12 protein-coding genes are annotated in these 15,723 nt (G+C 68.6%); 6 read left to right on the top strand and 6 right to left on the bottom strand.

Translation table 11 applies throughout. The features are described 5' to 3' along the window. Positions 1-137 precede the first annotated feature (137 nt). Positions 138-560 (bottom strand): YciI family protein, encoded by a 423-nt coding sequence (locus AC1VNM_RS12565; RefSeq protein ID WP_483107129.1) that lies wholly within the window; start codon positions 558-560, stop codon positions 138-140. A gap of 165 nt (positions 561-725) precedes the next feature. Then, positions 726-3,455 carry an aconitate hydratase AcnA gene (gene acnA, locus AC1VNM_RS12560; RefSeq protein WP_377153154.1) on the bottom strand — a complete coding sequence of 910 codons (2,730 nt, stop codon included), beginning with the start codon at positions 3,453-3,455 and terminating at the stop codon, positions 726-728. A 350-nt stretch (positions 3,456-3,805) separates the two neighbouring features. Between acnA and AC1VNM_RS12555 the strand changes: the two genes are divergently transcribed. The 4 genes from AC1VNM_RS12555 to AC1VNM_RS12540 all read left to right on the top strand — a co-directional run bounded on the left by AC1VNM_RS12555 (position 3,806) and on the right by AC1VNM_RS12540 (position 8,103). Further along, the gene (locus AC1VNM_RS12555; protein ID WP_377153156.1) at positions 3,806-5,146 is read left to right on the top strand and encodes a class I SAM-dependent methyltransferase; all 1,341 of its coding nucleotides are present in this window, start codon (positions 3,806-3,808) and stop codon (positions 5,144-5,146) included. Between the two features lie 280 nt (positions 5,147-5,426). Then, positions 5,427-6,305: a flagellin N-terminal helical domain-containing protein gene (locus tag AC1VNM_RS12550; RefSeq protein ID WP_483107128.1), complete on the top strand. Its 879-nt coding sequence runs from the start codon at positions 5,427-5,429 to the stop codon at positions 6,303-6,305. A 117-nt stretch (positions 6,306-6,422) separates the two neighbouring features. Next, positions 6,423-7,403 carry a hypothetical protein gene (locus AC1VNM_RS12545; RefSeq protein ID WP_483107127.1) on the top strand — a complete coding sequence of 327 codons (981 nt, stop codon included), beginning with the start codon at positions 6,423-6,425 and terminating at the stop codon, positions 7,401-7,403. Positions 7,404-7,515: 112 nt separating this feature from the next. Then, positions 7,516-8,103, top strand: a complete 588-nt coding sequence (locus tag AC1VNM_RS12540; RefSeq protein ID WP_377153164.1) for a PAS domain-containing protein — start codon at positions 7,516-7,518, stop codon at positions 8,101-8,103. A 51-nt stretch (positions 8,104-8,154) separates the two neighbouring features. On the opposite strand, the gene garD is transcribed toward AC1VNM_RS12540, so the two are convergent. From garD to kdgD, 4 genes are all read right to left on the bottom strand, one after another. After that, on the bottom strand, positions 8,155-9,723 hold the full coding sequence (garD, locus tag AC1VNM_RS12535; RefSeq protein WP_377153166.1) for a galactarate dehydratase: 1,569 nt from the start codon (positions 9,721-9,723) through the stop codon (positions 8,155-8,157). An 82-nt stretch (positions 9,724-9,805) separates the two neighbouring features. Further along, positions 9,806-11,161 (bottom strand): MFS transporter, encoded by a 1,356-nt coding sequence (locus AC1VNM_RS12530; protein WP_483107126.1) that lies wholly within the window; start codon positions 11,159-11,161, stop codon positions 9,806-9,808. Positions 11,162-11,247: 86 nt separating this feature from the next. Further along, the gene (locus tag AC1VNM_RS12525; RefSeq protein ID WP_483107125.1) at positions 11,248-12,687 is read right to left on the bottom strand and encodes an aldehyde dehydrogenase family protein; all 1,440 of its coding nucleotides are present in this window, start codon (positions 12,685-12,687) and stop codon (positions 11,248-11,250) included. A gap of 80 nt (positions 12,688-12,767) precedes the next feature. Further along, positions 12,768-13,682 carry a 5-dehydro-4-deoxyglucarate dehydratase gene (gene kdgD / locus AC1VNM_RS12520; protein WP_377153173.1) on the bottom strand — a complete coding sequence of 305 codons (915 nt, stop codon included), beginning with the start codon at positions 13,680-13,682 and terminating at the stop codon, positions 12,768-12,770. Positions 13,683-14,105: 423 nt separating this feature from the next. Here kdgD and AC1VNM_RS12515 point away from each other — a divergent pair, with 423 nt between their 5' ends. Both AC1VNM_RS12515 and AC1VNM_RS12510 read left to right on the top strand, forming a co-directional pair. Continuing rightward, on the top strand, positions 14,106-14,336 hold the full coding sequence (locus AC1VNM_RS12515; protein WP_377153175.1) for a hypothetical protein: 231 nt from the start codon (positions 14,106-14,108) through the stop codon (positions 14,334-14,336). 4 nt (positions 14,337-14,340) lie between these two features. After that, complete coding sequence (locus AC1VNM_RS12510) at positions 14,341-15,687, top strand: DUF6895 family protein (RefSeq protein ID WP_483107124.1); 1,347 nt, start codon at positions 14,341-14,343, stop codon at positions 15,685-15,687. The last annotated feature ends 36 nt before the right edge of the window (positions 15,688-15,723 follow it).

The following is a 15,723-nucleotide window of genomic DNA, read 5'->3' as shown; positions in this document are numbered from 1 at the left end:
CAACTGCGCTACGCCAAGCGCGGGCTCTCCACGCAGCAGGGGGCGTCCCTCCGGGAACCCCCAGCAGCATTCCGGCCCCACCTGCAGTTGCTGACGGCCCCGTTTTTGGGGCCGTGGCGAGCGGGGGGGCTTGCGCTTTACTGCTTCTCGATCTGCGTGCGCAGGCGCTCTTCCTGCTCGCGCAGTTCAGGCGTGAAGGCGTCGCCGAAATCCTCGGCTTCGAAGATCTGGCGGATCTCGATGTCGGACTCGGTCATCTGCGGGTTGGGGCACTTCTTGACCCACCCGATGGCCTCCTGCAACGAGGCGCATTGCCAGATCCAGTAGCCGGCGATCAGCTCCTTCGTTTCTGCGAAGGGACCGTCGATGACCTGGCGTGCCTTCCCGGAGAAACGCACCCGCGCGCCCTTGCTTGTCGGATGCAGCCCTTCGCCGGCGAGCATCACGCCGGCCTTCACCAGCTCCTCGTTGTACGCGCCCATCGCGGCAAGCAGTTCGGTGCTGGGCATCTCGCCCGCTTCGCTGTGCTCGTCCGCCTTGACGATGACCATGAATCGCATGTCGGTCTCCTGATGCAGTCCTGAAAATGAAAGAGGGTGGACGAACCATTGAACGAATGGCGCGTCTCACCCTCATGACGTTCGGCGGGCACCGCTTTCGACATGGTCGACAGCGGCCCCGCCGTTCTTTTCAGTGGCGGATCGATGGGTTCCGCGGTCGCCCGATCACGCGGCCAGCAGTTGGCGCAGCACGTAGGGCAGGATGCCGCCGTGGCGGTAGTACTCGACCTCGATCGGCGTGTCGATGCGCAGGATCAGCGGGACGCGGCGCTCCGGCGCGACGCCGTCGGCCGCACGGATCACCAGCGTCGCCTCGGACTGCGGCTTGATCTCGTCGCCGAGCTGGATGTCGATGACCTCGTCGCCCTTCAGGCCCAGCGATTCCCAGGAGTCGCCCGGGCGGAACTGCAGCGGCAGCACGCCCATGCCGACCAGGTTGGAGCGGTGGATGCGCTCGAAGCTCTTGGCCACGACCGCGCCGATGCCCAGCAGCTGCGTGCCCTTGGCCGCCCAGTCGCGGCTGGAGCCGGTGCCGTATTCCTCGCCGGCGAAGATCACCGTCGGCGTGCCGGCGGCGATGTAGCGCATCGCGGCGTCGTAGATGAACATCTTCTCGCCGCCCGGCTGGAACAGCGTCAGGCCGCCTTCCTCGCGCGCGCCGTCGAGCTTGGCCGGGATCATCAGGTTCTTGATCCGGACGTTGGCGAAGGTGCCGCGCATCATGACTTCATGGTTGCCGCGGCGCGAGCCGTAGCTGTTGAAGTCGGCCTTGAGCACGCCCTGCGCCTTGAGGTAGGCGCCGGCGGGCGAGACCTCCTTGATCGAGCCGGCCGGGGAGATGTGGTCGGTGGTGATGGAGTCGCCGAACAGCGCCATGATCCGCGCGCCCTTGACGCCGACTTCCTGTGCCTCGGGGATCTGCGTGAACTTGCCGAAGAAGGGCGGCTGAGCGATGTAGGTGCTCTTGGGCCAGCCGTAGACCTGGCCGGTGCTGCCCTTGATCTTCTCCCACAGCTTGCCGGGCTCCGACTTGACCTTGCCGTAGTTGGACCGGAAGGCGTCGGGGTTGAGCGCCAGCTTGAGCAGCGCATGGATCTCGTCGCTGGTCGGCCAGATGTCGCCCAGATAGACCGGCTTGCCGCCCGTGCCCAGACCGACCGGCTCGGTCATCAGGTCGCGCGTCACGTTGCCGGCGATGGCATACGCGACCACCAGCGGCGGGCTGGCCAGGAAGTTGGCCTTGATGTTGGGGTGGATGCGGGCCTCGAAGTTGCGGTTGCCCGACAGCACCGCGGCGCAGACGAGGTCGTTGCCGGTGATCGCCTCGTTGATCTCGGGCGTCAGGTCGCCGGCGTTGCCGATGCAGGTCGTGCAGCCGTAGGCGGCCACGGAGAAGCCCAGCTTCTCCAGGTAGGGCAGCAGGCCGGCGTTCTGCAGGTATTCGGTGACGATGCGCGAGCCCGGCGCCAACGACGTCTTGATGTGCGGCTGGACCTTCAGGCCCGCCTCGACCGCCTTCTTGGCCAGCAGGCCGGCGGCGAGCATCACGCTCGGGTTGGACGTGTTGGTGCAGGACGTGATCGCGGCGATCAGCACGTCGCCGTTGAAGATGTCCAGCCCCTTCTGCGTGCCGCCGAGCGGGAAGGACTTCGGCAGCTTGTCGACGGGTTGGTTGAACCCGTTCTCCGCGACCGGCTTGGTGAACAGCGAGGCGAAGGTCTTGGCCAGGTCGGTGATGACGATGCGGTCCTGCGGGCGCTTCGGGCCGGCCAGCGACGGCACCACGGTGCCCAGGTCCAGCGAGACCACCTGGCTGAAGCGGATGTCGCCCGCCTTGGGGACGCCGAACAGGCCCTGCGCGCGGAAGTAGCTCTCGAAGGCCTCGATCTCGTCGGCCGTGCGGCCGGTGCCCTTGAAGTAGTCGATGGTGCGCTCGTCGACGGGGAAGAAGCCCATCGTCGCGCCGTACTCGGGCGCCATGTTCCCGATGGTGGCGCGGTCCGGGACGGTCAGCGAGGCGGTGCCCTCGCCGAAGAACTCGACGAACTTGCCCACGACCTTGGCCTTGCGCAGGATCTCGGTCACGGTGAGCACCAGGTCGGTGGCGGTGACGCCCTCGCGCAGGCGGCCCGACAGCTCGAAGCCGACGACGTCCGGCGTCAGGAAGTAGACCGGCTGGCCGAGCATGCCGGCCTCGGCCTCGATGCCGCCGACGCCCCAGCCCACCACGCCGACGCCGTTGATCATCGTCGTGTGGCTGTCGGTGCCGACCAGCGTGTCGGGGTAGTAGACGGTGTCCGCGCCGCTGCCGGTCTTGTGCACGCCGCGGGCCAGGTATTCGAGGTTGACCTGGTGGACGATGCCGAAGCCGGGCGGCACGACGCCGAAGGTGTCGAAGGCCTGCATGCCCCACTTCATGAACTCGTAGCGCTCGCGGTTGCGCTCGAACTCCAGCTTCATGTTCAGGTCCAGCGCCTTCGGGCTGCCGAAGTGGTCGATCATGATCGAGTGGTCGACGACCAGGTCGACCGGCACCAGCGGCTCGATCGTCTTGGGATCCTTGCCCTGGGCCTTGGCGACGTTGCGCATCGCGGCCAGGTCGGCCAGCAGCGGCACGCCGGTGAAGTCCTGCAGCACCACGCGGGCGACGACGAAGGGGATCTCCTCGTTGCGGGGCGCGTTGGGCTGCCAGTTGGCGAGCTGCTCGACATGCTCCGCGGTCACGCGCTTGCCGTCGCAGTTGCGCAGCACCGATTCGAGCACCAGCCGGATCGAGACCGGCAGCTGGTTCACGTTGGGGAAGCGCTCGGCCAGCTTGGGCAGCGAGTAGTACTTGCCGCTCTTGCCGGACGCGGTCTTGAAGCTGGCGACGGTGTTGGCGAATGCATGGGGCATGGCTGACTCCTTGGCTTGGGGGTCCTGGCGCGCTCCTGGCCGTCGAGGAGGCGGGACGGTTTCTCTTCGGTCGGATGGGGATGGGATATCGGGGCTGATTGTGGCCTCGGGCGGCGGGCTTGTGATGACTCCTTCGGGCGAGCTTGTGCGAGGGCGCAACGACCCCTCGCGGGGGCCCCGCCGGAGGGAGCGGGCATGCGGCTTGCATCAATGTCCCCAGTCCGGGCGGGGGGTGAGGCATTGGCTAACATCGCCGGGGACTTCCAGGCCGCCGGCACCCTGGCCGACAAGAACTGACCCCGGGGCGCTTCCGACCAACATTCTTTCGTAGCTTTCCGGACGAGGAATCCATGGATCAGGAACTGTTGTCGCCCACCGCCAGCGCCGCCCCCCGCGCGGCCGAGGTGATCCCGGAGGTCGCCGGCGCGCCGCCGCTGCCGCCGGCGGGGCTGACGCTGCTGCAGCGTCTGTTTTCCGCCTACCCCGGCAGCATGGGGCTGCGGCTCGGGCACTGGTCGACGCGGCTGGGCCGGCAGGCGCAGCAGCCGGCCGAGTTCACGCTGGTGCTGAACGACCCCACCGCGCTGCGGCGCCTGCTGCTCGGCCGCGACCCCTTGCGGTTCGCCGAGGCCTACTTCACCAGCCAGATCGACGTCGAAGGCGATTTCTTCGCCGCGCTCCAGCTCAAGGACCACCTGCCGGACCTGACGCTCTCCTGGAGCGACCGCCTGCGCCTGGCCGTGCGGCTGCTGGCCCCGCCGCCGCCCGCGACCGACGCCGAGCTGCGTTCGGGCGGTGTGCGCCGCCACACGCGCGCCGAGAACAAGGCGGCGATCGCCTTCCATTACGACCTGTCCAACGACTTCTATGCGTTGTGGCTGGATCCGGCGATGGTCTATTCCTGCGCCTACTACGAGACCGACGACACGGCGCTGGCCCAGGCCCAGTGGTCCAAGCTGGATCACATCTGCCGCAAGCTGCGGCTGCAGCCCGGCGAGGAACTGCTGGACATCGGTTGCGGCTGGGGCGCGCTGGTGATGCATGCGGCGCGACATTACGGCGTGAAGGCCACGGGCATCACGCTGTCGGAACGCCAGCTGGCGCTGGCCCAGGAGCGCATCGCCGCGGCCGGGCTGCAGGGGCAGGTGGAGGTCCGCCTGTGCGATTACCGCGACATGACGGGACAGTTCGACAAGATCTCCAGCGTCGGCATGTTCGAGCATGTCGGGCTGAAGAACCTGCCGACCTATTTCGCGAGTGTGAACCGGCTGCTCAGGCCGGCGGGCCTCTTCCTCAACCATGGCATCACCCATGAGGAGGAGGGGTGGGGGCAGGCCTTGTCGTCGAAGTTCATCAACCGCTATGTGTTCCCCGATGGCGAGCTGGACCGGGCGAGCAACGTGATGCGGGTGATGGAGCAGGAGCAGTTCGAACTCCACGACGTCGAGGCGCTGCGCATGCACTACGCGAAGACGCTGCGTGCCTGGGTCGCGAAGCTGGAGGAGGGCCACGACCAGGCGCTCCAGTACGTGGACGAAGCGCACTACCGGATCTGGCGTCTCTACATGGCGGCCTCGGCGCTGGAGTTCGAGACCGGCGAGCTGGGCCTGTACCAGATCCTGGCGAGCAAGCGTGATGGTGGCCCGGCCCCCGTGCCGTTGACGCGCCGCTACATGTACGACGCCCGCTGACCGCATTCCCAAGGCCCGAGGTCAACGTGCGCTTGTGGGGCCGGAATGGTGCTGGGGGTCCCTGGAGGGGCGCCCCCTGCACCGTGGAGTGCCCGCGCCAGGCCTCCCGAAGTTTTCCCGGAGCTCGACCAGGTCCCCACCCCGAGCCCCCCCGAAGTTTTTTCCACAACCCATTTAAGTCCCCTCACCCCCCGGTCGTCCTGTGAGTGGGAGGGCAGCTCAAGCCCTTCGATCAACGAAGCGCCCCCGCGCTTGCCCACACTCTCAAGGAGCGAACACCATGTTGAGCCTGCACACCAATGCCTCGGCCCTGTCGACCCAGAACTCACTGAGCTCGACGCAGAAGAGCCTGGCCACGTCGATGACCCGTCTGGGGACCGGCTTCCGCGTCAACTCCGCGATGGACGATGCCGCCGGCCTGCAGATCGCCACGCGTCTGGATGCCCAGACCCGCGGCATGGCCGTGGCCCAGCGCAACACGCAGAACGGCATCTCGATGCTGCAGACCGGTGAAGGCGCGCTGAACGAAGTCAGCAACATCCTGCTGCGCATGAAGGACCTGGCCACGGAAGCCTTCTCGGCCTCCTCGACCGCGACCGACAAGACTGCAATGCAGGGCGAGTACGACGCGCTCGGCACCGAGCTGACCAACATCATCAAGAACACGTCCTTCGGCGGCACGCAGCTGTTCTCGGACGGCACGACCATCGACGGCACGCTGGGCAAGATGTCGGCCGCGATGAGCTTCCAGATCGGCGCCTCGGCCGGCGAATCGATGTCGGTGGACGTCAGCACGCAGCTGACCGCGCTGACGACCGCGCTGGGCACCGTCTCGACCCAGTACAACGCCACGCCGGCTGCCGGCACGGAACTGTCGGCCACGACGAACACGCTGCTGACCACCATCGGCGGCGCGATCGACAAGGTCGGTGAACTGCGCGCCTCCTTCGGTGCCGCGGCCAACCGCCTGGACCACGTCTACAACAACCTGCAGAACATGAGCACCAACACGGCCGCCGCCAAGGGCCGGATCATGGACACGGACTACGCGGCCGAGTCGTCGACGATGACGACCAAGCAGATGCTGATGCAGTCGGGCACGGCCATGCTCAAGCAGAGCAACAGCATGTCCGGCCTGGTCATGTCGCTGCTGGGCTGATGACCGCGGGGCGCGCCGCGCGGCGCGCCCGACGACATCGACGCGAGGGCTGGACGGCAACGTCCGGCCCTTTCCTTTTTCAACGGCAGCCGGAACGGCCGCACGAGGCGGGGGCACATGGCGGGATCGACATCGAATGCCGGCGCGGTCGGCGGCGTGAGCGGCATCGGCGCCGTCGGGCGGCTGCAGGCGTCGCTGCGCGATGTCGGCGGACTGACGCCCGGCGCGGTGCTACGTCTGTCCGGCGGCGGCGACCGCAACGGTGGCGGATCTGGATGGCGGCTGGAGTCGCTCGACAGCGGCGAGATCATGACGCTGATCGAGCCGCCGCTGGACGACCTGCTGCCGGGCGACCGGGTGCTGCTGCGCGTGCGGGCGGTGGTGCCGCGGATGGAGCTCGAAGTGATCGAGCGCCGGCGGGATCCCGCCAACGTGGGTGCAGGTTCCCCCCACGCCGGGCCTGCCGGGGGGCGTGGCGATGGTGCAATCCCCAGCGCCTGGGGGCAGCTGTCCGCCTTGCGGGTGGACCTGGCGCAATGGCGGCGGCAGCTCTTGACCGCGATCGTCGAGACCCCGCCGGCGCGCACGCCGGCCGGGTTGGTGTCGGCCTGGACCCTGGCGCTGGCGCACGGCCAGGTGCCCGTGGGACCAGGCGGTGAGCCGCTGTGGCTGCTGCCGATTCCCTATTGGATCCGGCGAGAGGGCCGGGACCCTGGCGACCCGCCAGCGCGGCCCGCCGGCACCGGATCGTCGGCCCGCCATGACGACGCGCTGCATGCGCCAGCCGCATCCGCGCCCGGCGAGGAGCCCGCGCTGAGTCTCCTGCTGCGCTGGCGCGGAGAGGCGGTCGGCCTGCAGCTCCAGGGCACGCGCGCGGCGCTGGCGCTGACGGTCCTGGCCGAGCACGACCACGTGCTGACGGCGCTGCGCGGCGAGTTGCCGCGCGTGGTCGCGGCGCTGGTGCGGGCGGGCTTCCGTCTGCGCCGCCTGGGCTGGCGCAGGCAGCCCCTGTGGGTGCCGGTGGATCCGTCGCCGCCGATGCGTTCTGACGCGACCTTGCTGACGGCGGCGGCCGAACTGGTGACGGCGCTCGGATAGACCGATGGGCTGTCAAGGCTGGCCTGGGCGGTGTGGCGCGCCGGCAGCGTTACCCGCCTTGAGGGGGAACGTGCGTTGACCGGCCTCCGGTCGGCGCGCAAGATGCCTCGTCATGGGGATCCGTCATGACGAAGTCAGGAACTGGCGGACGGCGGTCGAGCAGGGCGCCTTCGGCGTCTGGGACTTGAACCCGCCGCTGGAACTGGTGCATTACTCGCCGCGCTGGAAGGAGCACCTGGGCTTTCCGCATCCGGACCAGCCCGACAGCACGGCGTTCTGGCGCTGTCGCGTCCATCCCGAGGACCTCGAGCCGATGATGCTGTCCTTGCGGGCGCACTTCGACGGCTTCACCGACACCTACGAGCAGCGCTTCCGCCTGCGCAGCAACGGCTCCGGCTACCGCAGCGTGCTGTCGCGTGGCCGGGTGGTGCAGCGCGATCACCGCGGCAACGTGCAGCGGATGCTGGGCACGATGGTGGATCTGACGGTGCGGCCGTTCACGCCGTACCAGGATCGCTCCCTGGGTGAGCATCAACCGATCGGCGCGCTGGGCTGCACGCCGTTCCATGCGCTGCTCGCGTTGAGCCGCGCGGAGGCCGCGGCGCATGAGCCGCTGCCGGACGATGACACGGGACAGCTGCTGGACCAGTTGGCGGAGATCCTGGCGGTGTCGTTCAGGCAGGTAACGACGGTGCCCTGAGTCGACCCTCGCCCCGAGCCTCTCCCGCAAGCAAGAGAGGGAGAACCCACCTCAAGTCACCGGCGCCGGATTGAACAGCACCAGCGCGTTGTGCAGCTTGTGATGTTCCGCCCAGGTCTTGCGGCCTGAGGCCACATCGAGCATCAGCCGGAACATCTCCCAGCCCATTTCCTGGATGGACTTCTCGCCATCGGCGATCTGGCCGGCGTTGATGTCCATCAGGTCGTGCCACCGGCGCGCCAGGTCGCTGCGCGTCGCGACCTTGATCACCGGGCATTCCGCCAGGCCGTAGGGCGTGCCGCGGCCCGTCGTGAAGACGTGCAGGTTCATGCCCGCGGCCAGCTGCAGCGTGCCGCAGATGAAGTCGCTGGCCGGCGTGGCCGCGTAGATCAGCCCCCGCTGCTCGCGCGTCAGCTTGTTGCCCGGCGACAGCACGCCCGAGATCGCCGAGCTGCCGCTCTTCACGATCGAGCCCATCGCCTTCTCGACGATGTTGGACAGCCCGCCCTTCTTGTTGCCCGGCGTCGTGTTGGCGCTGCGGTCGACGCTGCCGCGCTCCAGATACGCGTCGTACCAGGCCATCTCGCGCACCATCGCCTCGGCCACCTCCGGCGTGCTCGCGCGCGAGGTCAGCTGCGCGATGCCGTCGCGGACCTCCGTGTTCTCGCTGAACATCACCGTCGCGCCCGCGCGCACCAGCAGGTCGGCGCAGAAGCCCACCGTCGGATTCGCGGTCACGCCGGAGAACGCATCGCTGCCGCCGCACTGCACGCCGACCACCAGCTCCGACGCCGGCACCGTCTCGCGGCGACGCTGGTTGAGGCGCTCCAGATGGACGGTCGCCTGCGTCATCACCGAATCGATCATCGACATGAAGCCGACGTGCTTCGCATCCTGCAGGCAGACGACGTCGAGCGCCTCGGGAGTCGCGGACTCGCCGCGCTGATCCGCGATCGGGATCACGCCCGGCGGCATCAACCGCTCGGGCTGCAGCTTCTCGCAGCCGAGGCTGACGACCATCACCTCGCCGCCGAAGTTCGGGTTGAGGCTGATGTTGCGCACCGTGCGGATCGGGATCACCGCGTCCGGCGCGTCGATCGCGACGCCGCAGCCGTAGGTGTGCTCCAGGCCGACGACGTCGTCGACGTTCGGGTACTTCGGCAGCAGCTCACGCTTGATGCGGTCCACCGCGAACTCGACCACCCCCGACACGCATTGCACCGTCTGCGTGATCGCCAGGATGTTGCGCGTGCCCACCGAGCCGTCCGCGTTGCGGTAGCCCTGGAAGGTGTAGCCCTCGAGCGGCGCCTGCGCGGGCGCCTTCACCGTGGCCATCGGCAGGCCCTCGAGTTCACGCGCCGGCGGCATGCGCAGCAGACGCTCGTGCACCCAGCTGCCGGCCGGGATGTCCTGCAGCGCGTAGCCGATCGGCACGTTGTAGCGCAGCACCGCCGCGTCGGCCGGCAGGTCGACCAGCGCGACCTTGTGGCCCTGCGGCACGTGGTTGCGCAGCACCAGCCCGGAGGCCAGCACCGTGCCCTCGGGCAGTCCGCCGTCGTTGGCCACGATGGCGACGTTGTCGGCCTCGTGGATCTGGATGGTCAGCGGGGAGGTGATCATGGCGGTGTCCTGGGTCGATGCAACCTGGGGAAATTGGGGGAAGGGCGAGGGCGCGGTGCTCGGCGCCCTCGCGTCCGGACGTTCAGACGGGCTTCAATTCGACGCGCTTGATCTCGCCGACGATGAGCAGATAGCTTGCCACCGCGATCAGCGCATGCGCGCCGACGAACACCAGCGCGCCGTTGAACGACTTCGTCGTCTGCACGATGTAGCCGATCACGATCGGCGTCACGATGCCGGCGACATTGCCGAAGGTGTTGAACAGCGCGCCCGACAGGCCGGCGATCTCCTTGGGCGAAGTGTCCGACACCACCGCCCAGCCCAGCGCGCCCAGGCCCTTGCCGAAGAAGGCCAGCGCCATGATGCCGACGACGACGGCCTCGATGCCCACGTAGTTGCACGCGATCATCGACGTCGACAGCAGCATGCCGACCACGATCGGCAGCTTGCGGGCGAAGGTCAGCGAGTGGCCGCGGCGCAGCAGCCAGTCCGAGATCACGCCGCCCAGCACGCCGCCGGCGAAGCCGCAGATCGCGGGCAGCGCCGCGACGATGCCGGCGTTCAGCAGCGACATGCCGCGCTCCTTCACCAGGTAGATCGGGAACCAGGTCAGGAAGAAATAGGTCAGCACGTTCACGCAGTACTGCGCGATGTAGACGCCCATCAGCATGCGGTTGCCCAGCAGTTGCTTCAGGTAGCCGAGCTTGGGTCCCGACGCGGTCTTGGCCTTGCCGCCGCCGGACAGCAGCGCGCCGCCGGACTCGATGTGCTCGCGCTCCGCGGCCGTGATGGTCGGGTGGTCGGCGGGACTGTTGTGCATCGTGCGCATCCACACCACGCTCATCACGATGCCCAGCGCGCCCATGAAGTAGAAGACCTCGGACCAGCCGATCGCGTGCACGATCCACGCCATGATCGGCGCGAACAGCACGGTGGCGAAGTACTGCGCGGAGTTGAAGATCGCCGACGCCGTGCCGCGTTCCTTCACCGGGAACCAGGCGGCGACCATGCGGCCGTTGGCGGGGAAGGAGGGCGACTCGGCCAGGCCGACCATCAGCCGCATCAGGAACAGCGCCGACACCGCCAGCGGCAGGCCGAACAGCATCGCGTCCATGCCCATGTGGTGCACGCTGCCCTGCAGCATGGTGAACAGCGACCAGAGCAGGATGCTCCACGCGTAGACCTGCTTGGCGCCGAACTTGTCGAGCAGCCAGCCGCCGGGCAGCTGACCCAGCACGTAGGACCAGCTGAAGGCCGAGAAGATGAAGCCCATCTGGACCGCGTCGATGCCCAGTTCCTTGGACAGGACGGGGCCGGCGACGCCGACCGTGGCGCGGTCCGCGTAGTTCAGGACGGTCACGGCGAAGATCATCGCCAGCACGCCGAAGCGCGCGCGGCCGATGCCGGTCGCGGCCGAGGAGGAGAGGGATAACTGCATGTTGTCTCCGGATCGTATCGAGGGCCGGTCTGCGCCGGCTTGCCTGTCGGAAAAGCCCGGGGTCGGGCTTGGAATCAGGGGCGTACTCAGGCTTGCGTGTAAGCCGTCTTCACCGTCGTGTAGAACTCGGCGGCGTAGCGGCCCTGTTCGCGCGGGCCGTAGCTCGACGACTTGCGACCGCCGAAAGGCACGTGATAGTCGACGCCCGCCGTCGGCAGGTTGACCATCACCATGCCGGCCTGCGCGTGACGCTTGAAGTGCGTCGCATGCTTCAGCGAGGTCGTCGCGATGCCGGTGGCCAGGCCGAACGGCGTGTCGTTGGCCAGGTGCAGCGCCTCGTCGTAGTTCTTCGCCTTGATCACGCTGACCACGGGGCCGAAGACCTCTTCCTGGTTGATGCGCATGGACGGGGCGGTCTCGGTGAACAGCGCCGGCGTCAGGTAGAAGCCGGGCGCGCCCGCGCTGCTGCTGGCCTGCGCTTGGCCGCCGGCGGCGAGCGTCGCGCCTTCCGCCTTGGCGATGGCGATGTACTCGAGGTCCTGCGCGAGCTGGCGCTCGTCGACGACGGGACCGATGTCGGTGCCGGCCTTGCGGGCGTCGTCGACCTTCAGCGTCTTCATGCGCTCGACCATCGCGGCGACGAAGCGGTCGTGGATGCCTTCGGTCACGATCAGGCGCGAGGACGCGGTGCAACGCTGGCCGGTCGAGAAGAAACCGCTGTTGATCGCGGCCGCGACGGCGACGTCGAGGTCCGCGTCGTCCAGCACGACGAACGGATTCTTGCCGCCCATCTCCAGCTGGAACTTGGCGCCGCGCGCGACGCAGGCCGCCGCGACGCGCTGGCCGGTGGCGACGCTGCCGGTGAAGCTGATGGCGTCGACGCCGGTGTTCTCCAGCAGCTCGGCGCCGACCTCGGCGCCGCGGCCCATGACGAGGTTGAAGACGCCGTCGGGCAGACCCGCGCGCTTGAGGATGTCGGCGATGGACCAGGCCGAGCCGGGCACCAGGTCGGCCGGCTTGAGCACGACGCTGTTGCCGAAGGCGAGGGCGGGCGCGATCTTCCACGCGGGGATCGCGATGGGGAAGTTCCACGGCGTGATCAGGCCGACGACGCCGATGGGCTCGCGCGTCACCTCGACGCCGACGCCGGGTCGCACGGAGGGCACGACCTCGCCGCCGACGCGCAGCGCCTCGCCGGCGAAGAACTTGAAGATGTTGCCGGCGCGCACGACTTCGCCGATCGCTTCGGGCAGCGTCTTGCCTTCCTCGCGGGCGAGGAGGTCGCCGAGTTCGGCGCGGCGCGCGAGGATCTCGGCGCCGGCCGCGTCCAGCACGTCGAAGCGCTGCTGCGGCGTGGCCAGGCTCCACTTGCCGAAGGCGTTGCGCGCGGCGGCGATGGCGGCGCGGGTCTGCGACACGTCGGCCTGGGCGTATTCGCCGACCACGTCGCGCGTGTCGCTCGGATTGATGTTGCGGGAGGCGCGGGGGCCGTCGACCCACTCGCCGTTGATGAGGTTCTTGAACATGCGGACTGCTCTTTCTTGGACTGCGCTCGCGTCGGGATCCTGGGCGCGCGCCGACACGGCGTCGGTGCGCGCCGCGGGGCTTACTGCGGGCCGAGCTTGGAGATCAGCGCGCCCAGCTCGTCGACTTCGGCGGGCTTGAGGTCCGACAGCGGCGGACGCACCGGACCGGCGGTGTGGCCGACCAGGGTCGCGCCGGCCTTGACGATGGAGACCGCGTAGCCGTGGCCCTTGTTGCGCAGGGCGATGTAGGGCAGGAAGAACTCCTTGATCAAGCGGTCCGTCGTGGCGGTGTCGCCGGCGGCGTGGGCGTTGTAGAAGTCGATGGCGGTCTTCGGGATGAAGTTGAAGACGGCGGACGAATACACCGGGCAGCCCATGGCGCGATAGGCGCCGGCGAAGACTTCGGCGGTGGGCAGACCGCCCAGGTAGCTGAAGCGGTCGCCGAGGGTCTGGCGGATGGAGACGAAGGACTCGATGTCGCCGAAGCCGTCCTTGAAGCCGATCAGGTTGGGGCAGGTGTCGGCGAGCTTGAGCAGCGACTCGGGCGTCAGGCGGCAGGCGCCGCGGTTGTAGACGATGACGCCGAACTTGACGCTGCGGCACACGGCCTGGACGTGGGCGACGAGGCCTTCCTGCGACGCTTCGGTCAGGTAGTGCGGCAGCAGCAGGATGCCCTGGGCGCCGAGGCGTTCGGCTTCCTGCGCGTACTGGATGGCGACGCGGGTGGGGCCGCCGGCGCCGGCGATGATGGGCATGCGGCCCTTGCAGGTCTCGACGGCGACGCGGATGACGTCGCTGTATTCCTTGGGCTCGAGCGAGAAGAACTCGCCGGTGCCGCCGGCGGCGAACAGGGCGGTGGCGCCGTAAGGCATCAGCCACTCCAGGCGCTCGGCGTAGGGCTTGGGCGCGAAGTTCAGCTGGGCGTCGAAGTCGGTCAGCGGGAACGACAGCAGGCCGTGGGAAATCGTCTCTTTGAGGGCTTGGGGCGAGGTCATGAGGGGGCTTGTCTCCGTGGCTACAACAGCGCTGGACCCTTCATCGCACCTGAATTGGTACCGGTACCAGCGTGAGCCGGATGGTAGCGAGCACGACCTCACGGTTCAAGGGGGAGGTCGTACAACTGCGGGTAATCACCTAATCGTTCTTCGCGCAGGACATGGGGCCGACATCGAGCAGGTTTGGCGATGGCGGGCAGTCGCCGGAATCGATGCGGCGGTGCTTCTGGTGTCCCCCAATGGGGGGCGCTCATTCGCGGGCGCCCATTGGAGGGACCACTTCAGAGGGGGGAGAGCTAGGGGTAGTGGGTCGCGGGAGCGGCATCTACAACCGGTAGGCGATCGAGGGGAAGCAGTCCGCTTTGTTCCCGATGCGCCGAGGTCGTACGCAGGCCTCTTCACGGCATTACCAAGGAGTCAGCCATGAGAACCGAAGCGAGAACCGCATTCCAGCAGCAAGTCATCGAAGCGCTCGTCGAGAGCAAGGCCATCAACATCGACGCGGTCAGCGCGACTTTCGCCAAGTTCGGCGAGCGTGCCCTGCTGCAGGGCGAACCGCTGGTGACCATCATCAACCGCCACGCCATCTGGAACTGCGGCTGGCCGGGACCGGAGCTGGACATCCTGCGCAACGTCCCTCAACTGCGCGAGTGACGCCATGAGCGCGGTCGTCTCGATGCCCAGTGTCCGGCCGATGGTTGGCAGGCGGTCGGTCGCGACCCGGCGTCGGGACGACCTGCTGGGCCGCGTGCACCTCGCGGTGCGCCTGGCCCGGAGAACTTTGAAGGCGGCCGTGGCCGCGGAGGAGGAGGTCCTCGCCCAAGGCGGCACCGAGGCGCCGGCCGCGCTGGTGCTGGGCAAGGTCGTCGGCGAGGCCGCCATGCTGCTGCGCACGACGGCGCCCTTGCGCGGGGAGGACGAGACGCTCGAGGTCGAGGCGCGCCTGCTCGCGGTGCAGCTCGTGGCGCAGGCGCGCGGGGCGAGGGTGCGGGAGCGCCTGTGCAACGACGCGGGTTGCGCGCTGGAGCATGCGTCGGCGCATCTGTTCCTCGGCGACGCGGGGTATCCGGACGAGGCGTTCGATCGCCTGCTCGGCGACATCCTCGATGGCAACGAGGCCTGCGGGCCGGAGCGGCTGCCGAATCACCAGCTCGAATGCGCGTGGCTCGATCAGATCCGGCGCGGCCGCGTCGATGTCGAGCCCATCGATGAAGAGCTGCTGATGAGCACCTGCATCGCCTGGCCGCTCGACGTGCTGGGGTGCTCGACGCTGGACCTCTACATGTTCACGCACGTGGTGATGTATGCCTCCGACATGGGGCGGCGTCCGGTGCACCTGCCGCGACCGGTGGAGGAGATCCTCGCCGAGGCGGAGGCGGGACTGGCCGCGGCACTCGACGCGGACAACTTCGACCTCGCGGCGGAGTTGCTGTGGACCTGGCCGATGCTGCAGCAGCCCTGGAGCCCGGTGGCGGTCTTCGCCTTCGACGTGCTGGCGAGCGCGCAGGACGCGCAGGGTTTCCTGCCCGGGCCGGACCATGCGCGATGGATGGCGGCGACTGGACACGGCCTCGCGCATGAGGACGTCGTGCAGCGCACCTCGTATCACGCGAACCTCGTGATGGGCATGCTGTGCGCTGTCGCGCTGCAGGCGGGCAGGGAGCCGCCCGCGGAGCCGCTGATGGCGGAGCAGGCCCTGAACATGCGGCATCGGCTCGATGGCGACCTGTTGCGGCGCCTGTCGCCGAGGCCGCTCGTGCCGCGTTGGCAACGGGCTTTCCTCGCGCTGGAGGAGCGCGAGCAGGCGGCGCTGTCCTCGCTGTGCTTCAGCGTCTGGTTCCGACGGGCTGCGGCTGCGAATGACATCGCGCGACTGCGCGACGCCTTGGCCGCCACGTTGGAATACGACGACTGCGACGGACCGTCAGCCCATCAGGCCTTGAAGCGACTGCAGCGGGTGACGGCCATCGGTCGGCTGCACGCGGTGGCGGTGGCTGCGCGCTGATCGAAGATCCTCTCCCGCAAGCGGGAGAGGGAGACG

The organism is Mitsuaria sp. MSU3D, from assembly GCF_056867975.1.
The sequence above is the reverse complement of the archived record's forward strand: the minus strand, read 5'-3'. Positions and strand labels throughout refer to the sequence as shown.